At 45.5% G+C, this 19,979-nt stretch carries 18 protein-coding genes; 8 read left to right on the plus strand and 10 right to left on the minus strand.

Annotation, left to right across the window (positions count from 1 at the left end; genetic code table 11):
- Positions 1 to 41: 41 nt before the first annotated feature.
- Positions 42 to 1,187: a beta-ketoacyl-ACP synthase III gene (locus K941_RS0101475; protein WP_029102210.1), complete on the minus strand. Its 1,146-nt coding sequence runs from the start codon at positions 1,185 to 1,187 to the stop codon at positions 42 to 44.
- A gap of 206 nt (positions 1,188 to 1,393) precedes the next feature.
- Here K941_RS0101475 and K941_RS0101480 point away from each other — a divergent pair, with 206 nt between their 5' ends.
- From K941_RS0101480 to dusA, 3 genes are all read left to right on the plus strand, one after another.
- Positions 1,394 to 2,788: a DUF3482 domain-containing protein gene (locus tag K941_RS0101480; protein WP_029102211.1), complete on the plus strand. Its 1,395-nt coding sequence runs from the start codon at positions 1,394 to 1,396 to the stop codon at positions 2,786 to 2,788.
- A gap of 61 nt (positions 2,789 to 2,849) precedes the next feature.
- Complete coding sequence (locus tag K941_RS0101485) at positions 2,850 to 3,425, plus strand: GNAT family N-acetyltransferase (RefSeq protein WP_036387203.1); 576 nt, start codon at positions 2,850 to 2,852, stop codon at positions 3,423 to 3,425.
- Between the two features lie 62 nt (positions 3,426 to 3,487).
- Positions 3,488 to 4,459 carry a tRNA dihydrouridine(20/20a) synthase DusA gene (dusA, locus tag K941_RS0101490; RefSeq protein ID WP_029102213.1) on the plus strand — a complete coding sequence of 324 codons (972 nt, stop codon included), beginning with the start codon at positions 3,488 to 3,490 and terminating at the stop codon, positions 4,457 to 4,459.
- Between the two features lie 50 nt (positions 4,460 to 4,509).
- Here the strand turns inward: dusA and K941_RS0101495 are convergent, their stop codons facing one another.
- The 4 genes from K941_RS0101495 to K941_RS0101510 all read right to left on the minus strand — a co-directional run bounded on the left by K941_RS0101495 (position 4,510) and on the right by K941_RS0101510 (position 7,437).
- A complete protein-coding gene (locus tag K941_RS0101495; RefSeq protein ID WP_167539577.1) occupies positions 4,510 to 5,529 on the minus strand; it encodes a WG repeat-containing protein in 1,020 nt (339 codons plus the stop codon).
- 193 nt (positions 5,530 to 5,722) lie between these two features.
- Positions 5,723 to 6,133: a WG repeat-containing protein gene (locus K941_RS0101500; RefSeq protein ID WP_228130349.1), complete on the minus strand. Its 411-nt coding sequence runs from the start codon at positions 6,131 to 6,133 to the stop codon at positions 5,723 to 5,725.
- Between the two features lie 10 nt (positions 6,134 to 6,143).
- Entirely contained in the window at positions 6,144 to 6,455 is a 312-nt protein-coding gene (locus K941_RS0101505) for a WG repeat-containing protein (RefSeq protein ID WP_029102216.1), read from the minus strand.
- 187 nt (positions 6,456 to 6,642) lie between these two features.
- Positions 6,643 to 7,437 (minus strand): cytochrome C assembly family protein, encoded by a 795-nt coding sequence (locus K941_RS0101510; RefSeq protein ID WP_029102217.1) that lies wholly within the window; start codon positions 7,435 to 7,437, stop codon positions 6,643 to 6,645.
- A gap of 110 nt (positions 7,438 to 7,547) precedes the next feature.
- On the opposite strand from K941_RS0101510, the gene ffh reads away from it, so the two are divergent.
- Both ffh and K941_RS14350 read left to right on the plus strand, forming a co-directional pair.
- Positions 7,548 to 9,101, plus strand: a complete 1,554-nt coding sequence (ffh, locus tag K941_RS0101515; RefSeq protein ID WP_029102218.1) for a signal recognition particle protein — start codon at positions 7,548 to 7,550, stop codon at positions 9,099 to 9,101.
- Between the two features lie 293 nt (positions 9,102 to 9,394).
- Entirely contained in the window at positions 9,395 to 9,853 is a 459-nt protein-coding gene (locus K941_RS14350) for a LysE family transporter (RefSeq protein WP_228130345.1), read from the plus strand.
- Between the two features lie 168 nt (positions 9,854 to 10,021).
- Here K941_RS14350 and K941_RS17465 read toward each other — a convergent pair whose 3' ends face one another.
- The gene (locus K941_RS17465) at positions 10,022 to 10,381 is read right to left on the minus strand and encodes a hypothetical protein (RefSeq protein ID WP_147287571.1); all 360 of its coding nucleotides are present in this window, start codon (positions 10,379 to 10,381) and stop codon (positions 10,022 to 10,024) included.
- Between the two features lie 175 nt (positions 10,382 to 10,556).
- Between K941_RS17465 and K941_RS0101530 the strand changes: the two genes are divergently transcribed.
- The gene (locus tag K941_RS0101530; protein ID WP_029102220.1) at positions 10,557 to 10,937 is read left to right on the plus strand and encodes a helix-turn-helix domain-containing protein; all 381 of its coding nucleotides are present in this window, start codon (positions 10,557 to 10,559) and stop codon (positions 10,935 to 10,937) included.
- A 94-nt stretch (positions 10,938 to 11,031) separates the two neighbouring features.
- Here the strand turns inward: K941_RS0101530 and K941_RS0101535 are convergent, their stop codons facing one another.
- Entirely contained in the window at positions 11,032 to 13,194 is a 2,163-nt protein-coding gene (locus K941_RS0101535; RefSeq protein WP_029102221.1) for a malate synthase G, read from the minus strand.
- Positions 13,195 to 13,345: 151 nt separating this feature from the next.
- On the minus strand, positions 13,346 to 14,944 hold the full coding sequence (locus K941_RS0101540; RefSeq protein ID WP_029102222.1) for an isocitrate lyase: 1,599 nt from the start codon (positions 14,942 to 14,944) through the stop codon (positions 13,346 to 13,348).
- Positions 14,945 to 15,367: 423 nt separating this feature from the next.
- Here K941_RS0101540 and K941_RS0101555 point away from each other — a divergent pair, with 423 nt between their 5' ends.
- Both K941_RS0101555 and glyA read left to right on the plus strand, forming a co-directional pair.
- On the plus strand, positions 15,368 to 15,826 hold the full coding sequence (locus tag K941_RS0101555) for a chorismate--pyruvate lyase family protein (RefSeq protein WP_029102223.1): 459 nt from the start codon (positions 15,368 to 15,370) through the stop codon (positions 15,824 to 15,826).
- A gap of 150 nt (positions 15,827 to 15,976) precedes the next feature.
- Positions 15,977 to 17,359, plus strand: coding sequence for a serine hydroxymethyltransferase (gene glyA / locus K941_RS0101560; protein WP_029102224.1), 1,383 nt, complete (start codon positions 15,977 to 15,979; stop codon positions 17,357 to 17,359).
- Positions 17,360 to 17,474: 115 nt separating this feature from the next.
- On the opposite strand, the gene glyS is transcribed toward glyA, so the two are convergent.
- Positions 17,475 to 19,568: a glycine--tRNA ligase subunit beta gene (gene glyS, locus K941_RS0101565; protein ID WP_029102225.1), complete on the minus strand. Its 2,094-nt coding sequence runs from the start codon at positions 19,566 to 19,568 to the stop codon at positions 17,475 to 17,477.
- Between the two features lie 77 nt (positions 19,569 to 19,645).
- Positions 19,646 to 19,963: a hypothetical protein gene (locus K941_RS0101570; RefSeq protein WP_029102226.1), complete on the minus strand. Its 318-nt coding sequence runs from the start codon at positions 19,961 to 19,963 to the stop codon at positions 19,646 to 19,648.
- Between the last annotated feature and the right edge of the window lie 16 nt (positions 19,964 to 19,979).

The raw sequence follows: 19,979 nt of genomic DNA on the forward strand, positions 1-19,979 counted from the left end.
TCATCCGCTCTTTTTATTATATCAATGGTCAATGATTTTTATCACACCTTCTTAACAATCACCGAACCGATAGAATATCCCGCCCCAAACGAGCAAATCACCGCCAAATCACCGCTGGCAATGCCGTCTTGACAACGATGAAAGGCAATCATCGGACTTGCCGAACTGGTATTACCAAACTCATCAATGACAATCGGAGCAATCGATTTGTCCGCATCTTTACCCATCACGGTGCGTAAAATCAAATCAATCATGTTAATGTTGGCTTGGTGTAGCCACAGTTTTTTGACTTTATCGGTGCTGATGTTGTTTTCTGCCAAATGCGTGCTGATAATCTCGGACACTTTGGGGCAGACTTCACGGAATACTTTACGCCCTTCTTGTAAGAATAATTTATCGGTAACAGGCTCGTCTAGATCAGGATACATGGACGTTTTGGCGTGCAAAAATTCACTTCTGTCCATAAAGCCAAATTCGTTTTTGATGTTGGTTGAAAACTCTGTCCACAGCTTGCTATCTAGCACTTCATAGCCTTTTGGTGTGTCGGTCTCTTCGATAATAGTCGCCGCTGCCACATCGCCAAAGATGAAATGACTATCACGGTTACGCCAGTTGAGATGAGCGGACGTAATCTCGACATTGACCACGGCAATGCGTTTGGCGACACCGCCTTTTATCATACCGACCGCTTGGGCGATACCAAAAGTCGCCGCACTACACGCCACGTTGGTATCAAAGGCAAAACCGCCCACCATACCCACGGCATGCTGAATCTCAATGGCAATGGCAGGATAGACACGCTGAAAGTTGGAGCAAGCACAGATAATCCCGTCCAAATCTTTGCCTTCTAAGCCAGCATTAGCTAAGGCTTGATTGAGTGCGTCCGTCCCCATCTCTGCCATGATAGACAGCTCCTCACCAAGTTTGCGAGCAGGGAAAATCGGTGCCATGATGTTCGGGTCTAAAATACCTTTCTTATCAATGACATAGCGAGATTTGATGCCTGACGCTTTTTCGATGAATTCCACGGTAGAATGCTGTAAAGCCGTCTTTTCGCCAGATTCAATGGCTTGGGCGTGGGCTTCATTATAGTTATCCACATAAGTGTTAAATGCCGTTACCAACTCTTCGTTGGTGATTTTGTCTTTGGGAATGTGTAGCCCTGTGGCGGTGATGCAAATGGTCATAGATACTCCGCTTTTGCCTTATGTATTATGTTGTGTTTGAAAAATTTAGTTACAAATTTATTTGCCTAGTTTAACATATTTTTTCATAAAAAACAGCATACATTTGTAGTCTTTTATTAAAAGTAAATTGCCATCAGTCATCATCTGACTATCATTCTTTTGCCATTTATTTTATAATAAAAGCCAATTTATCACGACCGTTCATTATGTCACACCAACCTGCCACGCCCATCAAACTCATCGTCATCGGACACACCAATGTCGGCAAAACATCACTCATGCGAACCTTGCTCCGAGATGGTGAATTTGGCGAAGTCAAAAATGCATCCGCCACCACTCGCCATGTCGAAGCTGTCACGCTCTATGCCAACGATGGTAAGCCCTTGGTTGCCCTATGTGACACCCCCGGCTTAGAAGATGGCTCGGGTGTGATGGATTTTTTGCATGAACACACCGACGGGCGAGCTGATGGCGTGGAGCGGTTGCAAGCCTTTCTAAGAGCGGTTGCAAGCAGTGACCCCAAACTGAGCGATGATTATAGTCAAGAAGCCAAAGTCATTAACGCCCTACTCTCTGCCGATGTCGCCATTTATGTCGTAGACGTGCGTGAGCCTGTGCTGTCCAAATACAAAGATGAACTGGCGATTTTGGCAAGCTCGGGCGTGCCTGTGTTGCCTGTATTTAACTTCATCAAAGATGAGCGGGCAAACCTCGATGACTGGCGTGAGACCCTAACACGGCGGGCGTTGCATGCTTATCAGCCCTTTGATACCATCGCTTTTGACTTTGCCAGCGAGATGGCGTTATGGGACAACCTAGGCACGCTCACTCATCATCCTGCCTTTGCCACCTTGAAGCACGAACGTACCGAACTATGGCAAGACATGGCGGAGATGGGCAGTTTGGTGATTGCTGATTTTCTCGTTAATGTGGCAAGTTTTCACAAAAAAATCGGGGAAGATGACGACCCCACGCCCACTCTCACTACCATGCAACACGCCACCCGTCAAGCCTTTGACATCATGCAACAAAAGCTGTTGGATTTGTATAAATTTTATCATGTACAGACCGAGCATGGCGAGTTTGCCGTCACAGGTGCCGAGCAGGATATTTTTGACAGTGAACTGCTTGCCCGTTATGGCATTCGCACCGCCAGTGGTAGCATGGCAGGCATGATAGTTGGGGCAGGCATTGACGTGGCGACCCTTGGGGCAAGTCTGGGGTTAGGCACCGCCATCGGGGGCGTGCTTGGTGGACTGCTGCCTAACAGCGGTACCATTAAGGACAAAGCGATGGGCGTTAAGACCCTGACCATCAACAATGAGACGCTTGCCCTGCTCGCCATCCAAAGCCAAAACCTGCATTACACCTTACGCCACCTAGGGCATGCTAGCCTTGACATCATCAGCACTCATCATCATGACACGCTGGTGTGGCAAGCAGGCAAGCTCCCCACGCCGCTTAAAAAAGCTCGTGCCTATCCGCATTATAGCAGTCTGGACGGGCGTTATGATGACAAAAAAGCCGTCCGCTCCGAGCTGTCGGACAAGCTCAGCGACATCCTGCTGACCCATCTGGGCAACATGGAAAAATTACGCTAACGCCACGCCTGCCCTATCGGCGACACTCATTGCCATAACACCAACACACCAAGGACATATCATGACCACATCTGCCCCAACCATCCGCACCGATGACATTCGCCTACGCCAAGCCGACATCAGCGACGCTCAAGCTTTGGTCACGCTCCTAAACCGCTGTTATCGTAACGATGAAGGCTGGACAAACGAAAGTCAGCTCATCGGTGGTATTCGCACCACCTTAGCCGAGATAGAAAAGACCATCACCGCCGATGGGTCGTATGTCTTCGTGTTTGAGCCAGAGCTTGACAATGACAAGCAAATCTTGGCATGTATCGGAGTGCAGTTTACCACCATGCACGACAAAAATGTCGCCTACATCGGCACCTTTGCCGTCTCGCCCGAACTCCAAGGCAAAGGCGTGGGCAACACCCTGCTGACAGCGGTCGAAACCTTTGCAGGGCGACACGCCACACGCCACGCCTTAGACGGCTGTGCCATGTCCATCCTATCGCACCGCCCCGAACTGCTCGCCTACTATGAACGGCGTGGTTATCAGCTCACGGGCGAGAGCATGCCTTTTCCTGATGATGGCAATAATGGCAAACCCAAACGAGATGATTTGGCGTTACATTGGTTATTCAAACCCATACCCTAAAACCATAAATGCATAAAACAGCCGTGAACCATCTGCCTAATACAACCACAAGATTTTACCAAATGATTGATTTTAAAGATAATAAACGCATTAGCCTTGCACCCATGATAGATTGGACGACAGCCGATTTTCGCTATTTTGCACGGCTCTTTAACCGATACATACATTTGTACACCGATATGATAAGCACGAGTGCCATTTTAAAGGGAGATACCGAGTATATTTTGCGATATGATAACAGCGAGCATCCTGTGGTATTACAGCTTGGTGGGTCAAATCCTAACGATATGGCACAATGCGTACAGATTGCCGATAAGATGGGTTATGATGAATTTAACATCAACGTGGGCTGTCCGTCCGACCGTGTTCAGCACAACAAAATCGGGGCATGCCTTATGGCAGAGCCAAAACTGGTGGCGGATATGGTGCGTGCAATGAAAGACAGTACGGATAAGCCCGTTACCGTCAAGCACCGTATTGGCATTGACACGTTTGACAGTTATGAGTTTATGCGTGATTTTGTAGGGACGGTGGCGGACGCTGGGTGTACGCACTTTATCGCTCATGCTCGTATCGCATGGCTCAACGGCTTATCCCCCAAAGAAAACCGAGAAATCCCGCCCCTACGCTATGATGATATTTACCGCCTAAAAACAGAATTTCCCCATCTGTTTATAGAAATCAATGGCGGTGTGGACAATCTTGATGACATCAAAACCCACCTAACCCATGTGGACGGCGTGATGATAGGACGGGCGTTTTATCACAATCCCATGCTCATGGGGGCGTGCAATGAGCTGTGGGGCGAGGCTATCCCAACGCACCGTGAAATCCTAGAAAATCTCTATCCTTATCTTGAAAAACGAGCCGAGCAAGGGGCGAATTTGGCAACCTTGACACGGCATTATTTGGGGTTATTTCAAGGCTTGACAGGAGCAAGAAAATGGCGACAGGATTTGAGCGGTAAGCGAAATCTTACCGTGGACGACATCAAGCAAGCAGGCGAGAGCGTACTTAGCCAAAATGGGCTGTGATGATACACATCGCCTAGCTGTTACCTAGCGGTTACTTAGCCATTACCTATTTATCTATTTGCCAATATCTTGCCTGCCTTATTTATGGTAATGGTCTCATCATTAAGATGCATCTCTTCGACCGCCCCATTTGACTGCGTGATGAAGTCGTATTTGACAGGGAAAATCTCCTTACCCGTGGTATCAAGCAGTCCATAGTACTGCTTATCGCCGATTTGCTTTGCTACTCTTATTGTTGTCGCCCCAAAACTTGACAAGTCATCAAACTCAATCTGAGTCAATGCCACGCCTTTTTTATCCACCAAGCCATACTTATGATAACCATCACTTGATTTGCTCACGCCAATCGCCCCATTATCCAAAATCCATAAACCATCATGCACAGGAGCAATGATTTCTTGGTAATGCTCATCAAGCACGCCCCATTTTCCTTGTCTTAAAACAGGTATCATGCCATATTTTAACCCATCCATGTCATCATATATGAATTTGGTCAAAGGCTTATTTTGTTCATTGATTAACGCCCACTTATCATCTTTTTGAACCGCCCATAGCGTTGGCGTGATAAATTCAATCTTTTGATAATCAAAACCCGTCATGGCTTTGTCATATTGATACAATACCACTTTATCATCCTTTTTGACAATAAAAAATGGCATGTCAGGCAAATAAATATCATCAAAATCAAAAGGCAATAGCACATTCATGTTTTTATCAATCACGCCTGCATGATGTTTGTTTTTTAAAATATAATAATCAGCCATAACCTTACCATGATAGGTTTTATCAATCTGATAATCAGGCTCAAATATCAGCCTGCCTTGATTGTCAATGATGCCATATCTATCATCATCTATTGGCATGGCTTCATCTTGATTTAAACGCTTGTTTTTTACTTCAAAATAATTAGCGTTTAATACAAATATATCATCGTAGCGATGAAAAGGGACAATTTCTTTTAATTCGTGATTGACCAATGCAGTTGGATAGCCTTCTTCATTTGTCAAAGTTTCGATGTATATGGGGTGGTTGTTATTATCATAAAGGTCAGATAAGCGGTATAGTCTCATGTCCTTTTTTAAAATATCGCCATTAAAATTTGCAATAAAAATATCATCACCCAAGGTTAATATCAAATAATAGACTTCCTGCAAAACCCAAAAATAAGGAAAACCGTTCGTGGTGAGCTTGTCGAACCATAATGGTTTTCCGCCACCACTCAACAAGCTCGGGGTGAACGGAAAACCTAGTTTTGCAGGAAGTCTAATGCTTATCCACATATTCGATATTATCGTATTTTATGGGAATGACAATATTACCCATGCGGTCAATCGCACCTTCTTTATCATTTTTAGTGACAACATTTAGCCCATATTGAAAACCCTCAACATAATCATAATCCTGATAATCAATGGCAAGCTCTCCTTCTTTATTGACATAGCCAAACCTGCCATCCTTTTTAACCATATAAAGCCCATCATTAAAAACCATCACCATTGATGAGACATCTTTTGGCACATCAAATACCCTATTGCCTTTTTCATCGATAAAATAAACATCAAGACCAAGACCTTTGCCATCCGCTCTTTCTTGTACAACCCAAGCCAAACCTTCTCCAAACCCCCAAGCATCATCATAGATAAAATCAATGACCGTTTCGCCTTGTTGATTGATATAGCCAAATTTACCATTTGACTAAGATAAGATTGTCATCTTTTTCAAAGATGCCGATATGTTCATACTTAAAAGGCAGTTTTATGCGACCGTCTTTATCAATCAATCCTGTTTCACCATTCACAACCATGTCAATCCCTCTATCATACTCATCATATAATAAATCCACCTTAGCAAATAAAACATTGCCCTGTTTATCTATGACACTATAATATTCATAATCGTGATTGCGTTCGATGAGATTGCCAACACAGCGAAAATCGGTTATGGGTTCATCCAAGGGCTTTTCATAAATACAGTGAGCATGGGCAGACATTGCCATACATAAACCAATAATGATACAGAGTGATTTTTTATCATGATTCATCCTTTTTTGGTGTAATATTTATTTAAATGTTTGGCGTTGTTGATAAATTATGCCTTAGATAGGCTTGTAGGGACAAATTGCAATTTACCCTGTGATAAAAGATTGGTTTTTGGATGAATAAATTACCCCCATATAACCCAATTTATTTTAAAATCAACTCCAACACCACCTTTGACCCCACAAACCCAATGGCAAGCAGAATAAAGCCATAAATGGCAAAATTGGACGCTTTTTTGCCCCGCCAGCCAAAACGGTAATACCCCGCAATGAACACCCCAAACACGAGCCACGACAGCACACTAAACACGAGTTTATGTGCCACATGCTGAGCCATGATGTCATAAGTGGTCACAAGCCCAAGCCCAATAGCAACACTTAAAATCACAAAACCCATGAGTATCATGTCAAACAGCAGGCTCTCCATGCTCTGCAAAGACGGCAGTTTGGCAACCCAAAAGCGGTGTATCGTCTGGTGCTTTAACTCACGGATTTGTAGTCGCAAAATCACCGCTTGCACGCACGCCATCAGTAGCACGCAGTACGCCCCAAACGACAGTAGGATGTGCGTTTGTAGACCCATGTTCATGTCAGTAATCGGCTGATACGGGGCTTGTCCGAACTCACCAAAACTCATGCCAATAATGGCGGTCGGCACGGCAAGCACGCCTAGGCTCAAAATGGGGCGATACAGACTAAACAGCACAAAAAAGATAAGGCAAAACAGCCCCGTTAGACTAAGGACGTTAAAAATGTTAAAATTAAGCCCATAGAGCGTGATGATTTGTGGGGCGAGTATCACGCCATGCAAGATGATGGCGATGGCTAGGGCGGATAACGTGGCGGTCTTAAAAATTGGCTTATTTTTAACCAAAGCGTGATACAGATGAAGCCCCACCCCTGCATAAATCATCACGCCAATCAGGTATAAAACGAACACAACCACCCCTTTATCATAAAATTGGTACAAAATATGCAATAATAATAGCATAATTTTTAAATTTAGCATAAAATAACCCAAATTTTTCTATTAATTTTTTGGAACTCATCATGTTTGACACCTTAACCGAACGACTCTCTGGCACACTTCATAAACTGGCAGGTCAAAGCACCCTAACCGAAGACAACATCAAAGACACCTTGCGTGAAGTGCGTATGGCACTCCTAGAAGCGGACGTGGCACTGCCTGTGGCTCGTGATTTTGTCGCCAAAGTCAAAGAACAAGCCCTCGGGCAAGAAGTGCTAAAAGAACTCGCCCCTGGTCAAGCCTTTGTCAAAATCGTCTATGACGAGCTGACCGAGATGATGGGTTCGGCAAACCAAGGCTTAGAGATGACGGGCAAACCGCCTGTGGTCTATCTACTGGCAGGCTTGCAAGGGGCAGGTAAGACCACCACCGCAGGTAAACTTGCCAAGTTCCTACAAGACAAACAAAAGAAAAAAGTCATGCTCGTGTCAGCAGACGTGTATCGCCCTGCCGCGATTAATCAGCTTGAATTTGTCGCAGGGCAAGTGGGGGCAATGTTCGTGCCATCGAGCGTGAACGAGAATCCGATTGACATCGCTCATCGTGCCATCGAACAAGCCAAAATCCAGTTTGCTGACATTCTCATCATCGACACCGCAGGTCGCCTTGCCATTGATGAAGCGATGATGACCGAAATCAAAGAGCTAACCGCTGCCGTCAATCCTACCGAGACCTTGTTTGTCGTGGACTCAATGACTGGTCAAGACGCCGCCAACACCGCCAAAGCTTTTAACGACGCTCTGCCCCTAACAGGCGTGATTTTGACCAAAACAGACGGTGACGCTCGTGGCGGTGCCGCTTTGTCCGTGCGTGTGATTACTGGCAAGCCCATTAAATTTTTGGGTCGTGGCGAAAAACTAGAAGCCTTGGAGTTGTTCCACCCCGAGCGTATCGCCCAGCGTATTTTGGGCATGGGGGACGTGTTGTCATTGGTTGAAGAAGTTGAAAACAAAATCGACCGTGACAAAGCCGAACGCATGGCGAAAAAAATCCAAAAAGGCGGTGAGTTTGACTTAGAAGACTTATTGACCCAGTTCCAACAGATGAAAAACATGGGGGGCATGGCAGGATTTTTGGACAAAATGCCAGGCATGAGCGGGGCAAACATCCAAGACGCACTCGCCCAAGCCAAACCCGAAGAGAAAGTCAAAGAAATGGAAGCGCTCATTCATTCCATGACACCCTTTGAACGCCAAAATCCCGACAAAATCACCCCTAGCCGTAAACGTCGCATCGCCGCAGGTTCGGGCAAACAAATCCAAGACGTCAATGCCCTGCTAAAACAGCACAAGCAGATGGCAAAAATGATGAAAATGATTAGTCGCCCTGATGGCATCGAGAAAATGATGAAAGCGGTGCAAGGGCTGACTCGTGGCATGTCTGGTGGTGGTGGCGGTCCTTTGTTTGGCGGTAACAAACAACAAGAATTTGCCAAAATGACCAGTGACATTCATGAGATGGGTGTAGACCCCAGCACCATCAATCTGGGCATGAGTGAAGAGCAAGTTCGCCAAAAAATGAACGAGTTACAAAATGCCAGTAATGCGATGGGCGGTAAGTTTAAAAAGCGTTTTTAGTCTTGCCTGGGCTTGAATATTGGTATTTGCATAATTAAGCGGTCGGATAGCCATTTTTCATGCAAAAATTGACAAAACAATAAGTTTTATCTTATTTTTATAAAATGTTATCAATGTTCAGCACGCCCCAATACACACACAAAAAAACCGAAAAATGAACCAATCCAAATCTTAGACACAAGATCAAAGGTTAGGTTGGTAAAGCTAGCTGTATCCACTAAGGACTAAGTTTTGTGTAATTGTTCTTTAATTCAGAACTTCACAGAACTTAGTCTTCTGCCTTGCTGACGTAATTGTCATCATTCAAACAACCTTACTGCCTATCGATGTCGGCAAATCAAGGCAGGCGAGCAGGCATGGGAGCGATGTCGGGGATTTTGGTGGGCGATACTTTGCTGATTTTGGCGACCATCTTTGGGGCGGGGGCGTTATTAAAACTCTATCCAAGTGTGTTTAATGGCATTAAACTCATCGGTGGGTGCTATCTGGCATATCTGGGGGTACGGCTTATCATTGGGGCGTATCACACCTTTAAAAATCGCCATGCCATCGCTAATAAAAGTTTTAATCCGCCAGCCGTTGAAAAGCAAAATTATTTTTATCGCTCATTATCACTTAGCCTTACCAATCCAAAAGCGATTTTATTTTTCCTATCATTTTTTGTGCAATTTGTCCGCCCTGATTATGATAAGCCCTTTTTGACTTTTTTATTTTGGCGGTCATTTTGCAAATTGTCAGCTTTTTATATTTGACTTTGCTGATTTTTAGTGGCAAAAAACTGGCGGATATCTTTAGCTCTCGCCCGATGATTATGACTGTGGCGATGTTTGGGGTGGGGTGTTTGTTTATTGGGTTTGAGGTGAATTTGTGGCTGGCAAGGTTGTGATTTGGGGATTTAATTATAATGTATCGTGATTTTGTTATGTGGATTTGTCGGGGTAAATTTTAAAATTGGGCTGGTTGATAATAGACTTCCTGCAAAACCCAAAATAAGGAAAACCGTTCGTGGTGAGCTTGTCGAACCATAACGGTTTTCCGCCACCACTCAACAAGCTCGGGGTGAACGGAAAGCCTAGTTTTGCAGGAAGTCTAATATAAATTATATAAAATATATTGGCAAGTTTAAATAAAAAAATCCCCAACAAAACGTTAAGGATTTTTTGGTTCTTAATCATCATCAACTTGACCAGTACCACCGCATTCAAAACAAGTTGAACACCCACTACCGCCACACGCGGGACACCCTGCTGGATGTGGCCACTCACCATAATCCACATCACAGGACGATTCGCCTGAACCTCTACATTCTGGACATCTTGCCATTTGACTTCTCCAATTAACGGCTTACTGCAAAATTACAGTTTTTGCCTTGACTTAAGATTTGTATATGATAAAATTTTGATAAATATTTTTCAAACAACAAAAAGTTTATTTTGTACACTAATTGGGTGTTTTATGGAAACTCATGAAAAAATTCGTTTATACCGAGAAATTAACCAATGGTCGCAGGAAGATATGGCAAACCAACTTCATATGTCTAAAAATGGTTATGCTAAGATTGAACAAGGCAAAACAAGACTTAATACGGATAGATTAAAGCAAATTGCCAATGTGTTTGGCATTTCCGTTACCGAACTTGTTAGCCCAAATAGCATTGTTGTACTTGGAGATGGAAATTCTCACAATAATATCAATTCTTATTATGGGCAAGGTGATACCTTAGAACATGAAAATGATAAACTCAAACTTATTATTGAACATCAAAAACAAACCATAGATAGGCAACAAGCACAGATTGAAACATTGGAAAAATTGGTTAATGCCTTGCAAAAATAGTCAAGAGTGGATAAATTTTTACCAACCCCACCTAAAAAACCAAAAACCCCAAACCTAAATTTGGGGTTTTGTTTTTACAACCAATTCAAGTCAATTAATCGCTCTGATAACCTTTCAACTTCAAACGAGCTTTGTGTAGCAGTGGCTCGGTATAGCCAGACGGCTCGGTCGCTCCTTTAAAGATAAGGTCGGCGGCGGCGTGGAAGGCAATGTTATTGTCAAAATCAGCCGACATCGGACGATAGGCAGGGTCGTCTTTGTTTTGTTCATCCACGACTTTTGCCATGCGTTCTAGGGTGTCCCAGACTTCATCGGCAGTTACGATACCGTGAGCAAGCCAGTTAGCGACGTGCTGAGATGAAATACGCAAGGTGGCACGGTCTTCCATCAGCCCCACGTTGTTGATGTCAGGCACTTTGGAACAGCCCACACCCAAATCAACCCACCGCACCACATAGCCCAAAATGCCTTGGCAGTTGTTTTCAAGTTCACGGCGTTTTTCGTCTGCTGTCCAGTTTGTATCGGTGGCAAGTGGAATGGTCAAAAGGTCATCAAGGCCAGGCGTGGCAAGGCGTGCAAGCTCTTCTTGGCGACTCATGACATTGCATTTGTGATAATGAATGGCGTGAATCACCGCACCGCTTGGAGACGGTACCCATGCACAGTTTGCCCCTGCTTGAGGGTGTTCAATCTTGGTGCGGTACATATCGGCAAGCTCATCAGGCTTAGGCCACATGCCTTTACCGATTTGGGCTTTGCCACGCAGTCCTGCTTTTAGACCGATTGAGACGTTACGCTCTTCATACGCCCCAAACCACGTCTGCCCCTTAATCTCGCCCTTACGCACAAACGCCCCTGCGTGCATGGCGGTGTGAATCTCATCGCCCGTTCTGTCCATAAAGCCTGTGTTAATAAAAATCGTCCGCTCACGAGCTTGGGCGATACAGTTTTTAAGGTTGGCGGACGTTCTACGCTCTTCGTCCATGATGCCCATTTTTAGGCTATTTTTGGGCAAGCCAATGGCTTCTTCGGCACGAGAGAACAGCTCAACAGCAAATGTCACTTCCTCTGAGCCGTGCATTTTTGGCTTAACGATATACATAGAGCCTGTGCGAGAGTTACGCAAGGTGTTCTCGCCACGAATGTCAATGGCGGACAGCATGGGCGTGATAAGTGCGTCCATAATGCCTTCAAAAATCTCTTCGCCATTGACCAAAATCGCAGGGTTGGTCATCAAATGCCCCACGTTACGAAGTAGCATGACCGAACGCCCGTGCAAGGTCTGGGTGTTGCCGTCAAGGTCAGTATAAGTGCGGTCGGCATTTAGCGTACGGGTAATGGTTTTGCCATTTTTTTCTAAGGTTTCGGACAAATCGCCTTTCATAAGCCCCAGCCAGTTGCGATAGCCTTCTACTTTTTCTTCGGCATCTACCGCCGCCACAGAGTCTTCTAGGTCTTGAATGGTGGTAACGGCAGATTCTAGCACCACGTCCTTAACCCCTGCTTTGTCATCTTTACCGATTGGGCTATTTGGGTCAATTTGGATAATGACATGTAAGCCATTGTTTTTTAATATAATTTCGCTAGGATTGTCAGGCGCGCCGTTGTAGCCGACCACTTTATTTTCGGTTAAAGTGGTGTCAGTCTCGCCCACTTTGGCGGATAGTTTGCCGTCTTTTATGGTATAAGACGTTACATCAGCGTGCGAGCTGTTTTGCAAGGCAAAAGTTTTATCAAGGAAATTTTTGGCAAATGCCACCACTTTCGCCCCACGCACAGGGTTATAGCCCTTGCCTTTCTCGGCTCCGTCTATCTCGGGAATCACATCAAAGCCATATAAAGCATCATAGAGCGACCCCCAACGAGCGTTACCAGCGTTTAGGGCGTAGCGGGCGTTTCGCACAGGCACAACGAGCTGAGCCCCTGCGATGGTGGCGATTTCATCATCGACATTTTCGGTGGTGATGGTAAAATCGGCAACTTCGGGTTCAAGATAGCCAATCTCAGTTAAGAAATTTTTATACGCCGACAGCTCATAAGCGTTGTTTTTGTGCCAGTCATCAATCTTGGCTTGCAATTCATCACGGCGAGCAAGTAGGGCTTTGTTTTTTGGGGTCAAATCAAGCACAACCTGCTCAAAGTTTTTCCAATAAGTATCGCTGTCAAGTTTGGCGACAGGTAGGGCTTCATTTTCAATAAAATCAAATAAGATTTTGTCAATGGCAAGTGAGCCTTTGGTAATGCGTTGGGTAGCCATAATTTTGTCCTTAAAATAAAATAATGATGAAATTTGGATAATAGGGCAAATTGCAATTTGTCCCTACAAATCCGCACCGAACGGATAATTTAAACAAAAACGGTGTTCCACTTTACAGCAAAACACCGTTTCTTTCATTTAGCCGATTAGATTAACCGCCAAATTGGTTCATGGTGTTTTTGCTCGCATCACCTGCTTTTAGAGCGTTCTCACCAGAGAAAATCTCTTTGTGGTCATCACCAATGTCCGAGCCAGCCATGGCTTGGTGTTTCACGCAAGCGATACCGCCACGGATTTCTTTACGCTGAACGCCAGCCACATACGCAAGCATACCTTCATCACCGAAGTAGCCTTTTGCCAACTCGTGCGTAGATAGAGCGGCGGTATGGTAAGTCGGTAGCGTGATGAGGTGGTGGAACACACCTGCTTCACGGGCAGCGTCCGCTTGGAAAGTACGGATTTTTTCGTCCGCATCACGGGCAAGCTCGCTGTCGTCATATTGAGCGTCCATGAGCTTGGCACGGTCATAGCCTGACACATCTTTACCTTCGGCAACCCAGCGGTCGTAGGCTTGTTGGCGGAAGTTGATTGTCCAGTTAAATGACGGAGAGTTGTTGTACACCAATTTAGCATCTGGCACTTGTTTTTTGATGTCGTTGACAAAACTTGCGATACCCGCCACGTCTGGGGTTGGGGTCTCAATCCAAATCATGTCCGCACCGTTTTGGAGCGAAGTTACGCAGTCTAGCACCACACGCTCGTGCTGTGTGCCTTCACGGAACTGATACAAGCCAGACGCTAGGCGAGTTGGGCGGTGTAGCTTGCCGTTACGCTTGATAAGGATTTCGTCTTCTTTGGCGTCCGCAATGTCAATCTCAGTGGTTTCTAGGTAGCTGATGTATTTGCTCGCCAAATCACCGGGTTCACGGCTTACAGGGATTTTTTGGGTAAGGTCGGCACCTTCTGAGTCGGTACGGGCAACAATCACACCCTCGTCCACGCCAAGCTCTAAGAACGCATAACGCACGGCATTGATTTTGGCAAGAAAATCTTCGTGTGGTACGGTAACTTTGCCTGCTTGGTGTCCGCACTGCTTGGCGTCTGATACTTGGTTTTCAATTTGAATGGCACACGCACCTGCCTCAATCATTTGCTTGGTAAGTAGGTAGGTCGCTTCTTCGTTACCAAACCCTGCATCAATGTCGGCGATGATTGGCACAACATGAGTTTCAAAATTGTCAATTTGCGCTTCGATTTCTTTAACTTTGGCAGTGTCGTCTGCTTGCTCAGCCTTTTGTAAGGCACGGAACAAATCGTTTAGCTCTTTGGCATCGGCTTGACGTAAGAAAGTGTAAATCTCTTCAATCAGCTTTGGCACGGCGGTTTTTTCGTGCATGGATTGGTCGGGCAGTGGACCAAACTCAGAGCGTAGGGCGGCAACCATCCAGCCTGATAGGTAGATGTAGCGTTTGTTCGTAGTGCCGAAGTATTTTTTGTTGGCAATCATTTTTTGTTGGGCGATAAATCCATGCCAACAGCCCAAAGACTGTGTGTATTTGGTGTTGTCAGCATCGTACTCTGCCATGTCACGACGCATGATGCTTGCGGTGTATTTGGCGATGTCAAGACCAGTTTTGAAGCGGTTTTGGACAATCATGCGAGCGGCATCTTCTGGGCGGATAGCGTCCCAAGTGCCACCTAATCTGGCTTTAACAGAGCGAACGTGTTCTAGGGCGGATTGGTAAGTCATGAGAATTTTCCTTAAAGTTCATGGGTCTAGGACCGTGAATGATAAAACTGCCAACTTATGAAAAAAAGCAATGCAAGACCATCTGTATTGCTCGTTTGTTTTTCATGTGCCTAGCATACCCAAAAGTTTGGCATTTATCCAATAGCCTGCTTAAATTGTCATTATTTTTTAAAAAAATGATGTTGGATTTTTCATTATAAAAATTGATGATAATTAAGACAAGCAAGATGACAACCCTTTGAAAAGTAAGGTGATTTTCTCAAAATGGGGTGTATAAATTATCTTGATGATGATGTTTGATTTTTTATAAAAATTTTTTGAAAAATCTGCCAAATTGTAACAAAACATCTCAAAAACCACCCCATCTGACCCCCACTATTGTCATTTTATGCTAAAATTTGCCAAATTTCACACCATTTTATCATGACCACACCACCCACCACCCTAGTCCCTTATCTGTATTCTCACGGCTCGCTCACCACCTTATTAGAACAGCGAGCAGGGCAAGCCTTGCGTGTCAATGTGGTACGTGAATCGTATCAAGTCATTGATTTTACCACCAAAAAACTCTTAGGATTGCCCGTCCACCGTCCTACCCTTGCGTGGGTACGTGAAGTGGGGCTTTATGGCAATGATGATAAAGCATGGGTGCGTGCCAAAAGCGTATTTCCCTTGACAAGCCTAGTCGGTAATGCCAAACGCCTACGCCATTTAAAACGCACGCCGATTGGCTATGTCATGTTTAAACACAACAAAAATCTACCCCATACTCGCACTTACTTTTTTGATAATAATGAACATTGGGGGCGAAATACGGTCTATGATTGGCAAGGGCGAGCGGTGTTGGTGCAAGAGGTATTTTTGACGGATTTTTTAAATTGATAATCGGCTAATATCTTGGTATGATTTTGGTCTATTTATCATCTCTGATACCAAAATACCCCTACCATTTTAGGTAAAATATGATACACTTAGCATGTTTATTTATACCCTTTCATCTCTAATCTTTCCAATCTAATCTAAGGATTTTTTATGTTCAAAGACATCTCCCTACACGCCATTGATGCCGAGATTGCCATCGCCATTGATGCCGAGGGCAAGCGTCAAGAAGACCATATTGAGCTCATCGCCAGTGAGAACTACTGCTCGCCTGCCGTGATGGCAGCCCAAGGTTCAAACCTAACTAACAAATATGCCGAAGGCTACCCTAACAAACGCTACTACGGCGGTTGTGAGCATGTGGACGTGATTGAGCAGATTGCCATTGACCGTGCCAAAGCGCTGTTTGGGGCGGACTATGCCAACGTACAGCCACACTCAGGGTCTAACGCCAACGCTGCCGTGTATCTTGCCCTACTAGAAGCAGGCGATACTGTGCTTGGCATGAGCTTGGCTCACGGCGGACACTTGACACACGGGGCAAGCGTGTCGTTCTCGGGCAAGACGTACAATGCCGTGCATTATGGCATTACCGATGACGGCTTGATTAATTATGATGAAGTGGCTCGTCTGGCCCGTGAACATAAGCCTAAGATGATTATCGCTGGCTTTTCGGCATATAGTCAAGTCATGGACTGGCAAAAGTTTCGTGAGATTGCCGATGAAGTCGGTGCGTATCTTATGGTAGATATGGCACACGTGGCAGGGCTTGTGGCGGCAGGCGTGTACCCGAACCCCGTGCAGATTGCAGACGTAACGACCACCACCACTCACAAAACCTTGCGAGGCCCTCGCTCGGGTCTTATCCTTGCCCGTGCCAACGAAGAGATTGAGAAAAAACTCAACTCAGCCGTCTTCCCTGGCACGCAAGGCGGTCCACTCATGCACGCCATCGCTGCCAAAGCCGTGTGCTTTAAAGAAGCGATGTCACCAGAGTTCAAAGAATACCAACAACAAGTCGTCAAAAACGCCAAAGCCATGGCAGACACGATCATCGCTCGTGGCTATGACGTGGTGTCTGGCGGTACCGAAAACCACCTTATGCTTATCAGTCTTATCAAGCAAGGCATTACAGGCAAAGAAGCGGACAAATGGCTAGGCGATGCTCATATCACCGTCAATAAAAACTCCGTGCCAAATGACCCCAAATCGCCCTTTGTAACAAGTGGCATCCGCCTTGGTACACCTGCCGTTACCACTCGTGGTTTTAAAGAAGCTGAGTGCGTGGAGCTGGCTGGCTGGGTGTGCGATATTTTAGACGCCAAAGGCGATGAAAAGGTGATTGGTGAGGTGCGTACCAAAGTTAGCGAAGTATGTCAAAGACTGCCTGTTTATCAAAAATCCAAAACCAAAGAGCTGTTCTCCAAAATCAGTGATATGATTGATGAGCAAGCTGACAGTGAATTTGTCCACACCGCCAAAGACAAATTCAATGAGTTCTACGAAAAAGCGATGGCGAAAATCAATCAAAAATAAGTCCTAAATCAAATCCGCCCCTTGATGATGTCATGGGGCGGATTTTTTTGGTTGTCTGTAGAGTTAATCAAAAACCCTATCATTGCGATAGGGTTTTGGTTTTGGCAAGACTTGTTTAACCTTGTAACACCCCAATATCCGCCACGCTCAAAAACAGCGTACGCACCTGCCCAAGCAAGGCTAGGCGGTTGTTTTTGAGATTTTCATCATCGGCATTTACCATGACATTATCAAAAAAGTCGGTCAATGGGCTTGCCAAGGCGGTCAGGGCGGTCAATACCCCTTGATAATCGGCATTGTCCTGCAAGGGTTTTACCGTCTCTTTGGCGCTCAGAATCGCCTGATACAACGCCTTTTCTGCCGTCTCGGTCAATAGGCTCTCATCTACATTCTCGCCCACATTGTCGGCTTTGGCAAGGATATTGGCAACACGTTTGTTATTCTCTGCCAGCACCTGTGCCTGTGGCAACGCACGAAACGCCTGCACCGCACGGATACGCTCATCAAAATCAAGGGGCATGTGCGGATTTATCGCTTGCACCGCTTGAATGGTGTCCACATTCACGCCCTGCTCGGTATACATGGCACGATAGCGTGAGCTGACAAATTCCATGACGGCATTAAAAGTCTCGCTCATGTTATTGATTTTATTGCCATAATTTTTAATGGCCTCACCGACAAGGCTTGCTAGGTTTAATGGCAGTTTATTTTCAATCAAAATACGCAGAACGCCAATGCTTGCTCGTCTTAGGCTAAATGGGTCTTTTGAGCCTGTCGGAGCTTCGTTAATGCCAAAAATCCCCACCAAAGTGTCTAGGCGGTCGGACAAGGCAAGGGCGATACCGATTGGTGTTTTTGGCAATTCATCGCCACTAAATTTGGGCAGGTATTGCTCGCTAATGGCGTTCGCCACGTCCGCTTTTTCGCCTGACTTGTGGGCATAATACGTCCCTGCAATGCCTTGCAATTCGGGGAATTCGCCCACCAACGTGGTCGCCAAATCCGCCTTCGCCAAAACCCCCGCTCGCACCACGTCATCGGTCGGCACGTCCCAGCCGTGCGGACGCAAGTTTTCGCTAATAAAGGCAGACAGTTTGGCAATACGCTCGCCCTTTTCCCAAATCGTGCCAAGTTTGTCTTGGAACACTCGTGTTTTTAGGGTTTCGGCAAAGTCGGCAAGCGGACGTTTTTGGTCTTGCAAAAAGAAAAATTCAGCGTCCGACAGGCGTGGGCGTACCACTTTTTCATTACCCAAAATCACCGCAGATTTATCAAGGCTGTCAATGTTGCTGATAAAGATAAAGTTGGGTTTTAGCTTGCCGTTGTCGTCCGTGAGACAAAAATATTTTTGGTCGGCTTGCATGGTGCTGATAAGGGCTTCTTGGGGAACGGCTAAGAAACGCTCTTCAAAACCCGCTCGCAAGGCAACAGGATAATCCACAAGGGCGGTAACCTCATCCAGCAACTCATCAGGGACAATGGCGGTCGCACCGATTTCATCGGAGAGTTTTTGGACTTGGGCGACAATGTCCGCTTGGCGTTTGGCAAAATCCGCCACCACAAACCGCTCAGCAAGCAGGCTTTCATAATGCTCGGCATGGTCAATCACAAAAAAATCAGGGGCGTGATAGCGATGACCACGAGACTGCTTGCCTGTGTCATGTCCTTGAATGCGTGCAGGAATGACAGTATCGTCTGCCATGAGTACCACCCATTGTACAGGACGGACAAACTCGTCCTTGCTCGCCCCAGAACGCATACGTTTGGCAATCGGCAAATCGTCCAATGCCTTTTGGATAAGGCGTGGCATCAGGTTGGTAATTTTCTCGCCTTTAATAGTCAGCTTGTAGGCGATGTATTCGCCTTTTTTGTCGCTGATTGTGATTAAATCATCTTTGGTGAGATTTAGACCGTTTGCGTTAAGCCCCTGCAAAAAGCCCTGCCCTGCACGAGACAAATTCCCGTCAGCGTCAAAACCTGCCTTGATGTTTGGGCCTTTTTTGGTCTCGGTGCGGTCGGGCTGATAGTCGCCCACACCTTTGATAAGTAGTGCCAAACGGCGTGGGGCAGAGAATGCCTTGATGTCATCAAAAGCGATGTTTTGCTCGCCCAATGCCGTTTTGACGTGGTCGTATAGGGCATTTTGTAGGGTTTTTAGGGATTTTGGGGGCAATTCTTCGGTGCCAAGTTCAAATAGGATTGTGTTCATTTTAACCTTTTACATTTAATTAACTATAAAACACGATACAGGTTTTTATCAATAACCGATATGATATTTATTTGGTATTAATTTTTGTCATCGTCGTCATTATCACGATCGTTATCTCTGTCACCGTCTTGGTCGTCATTGCGATTGTCATTTCTCTCATCGTCATCACGCTCATTGCGGTCATCATCGTCATCATTATCACGACGGTCGTCATTTTGATTGTCACGATTGTCATTTCTGTCATCGTCATTATCACGGTCTTGACGGTCGGAATATTCGGTGCGGTCGTTTTCACGTTCGTTATTGTCATTATCATTATTACCACCAAAACCACAAGCAGTCAAAAGAGCAATAAGTGATAATACAGATAGTGATTTAATGAATTTGGTGTTCATGATGCGTCCTAGTTAA

The organism is Moraxella caprae DSM 19149, from assembly GCF_000426885.1.
Taxonomy (GTDB): Bacteria; Pseudomonadota; Gammaproteobacteria; order Pseudomonadales; family Moraxellaceae; genus Moraxella; species Moraxella caprae.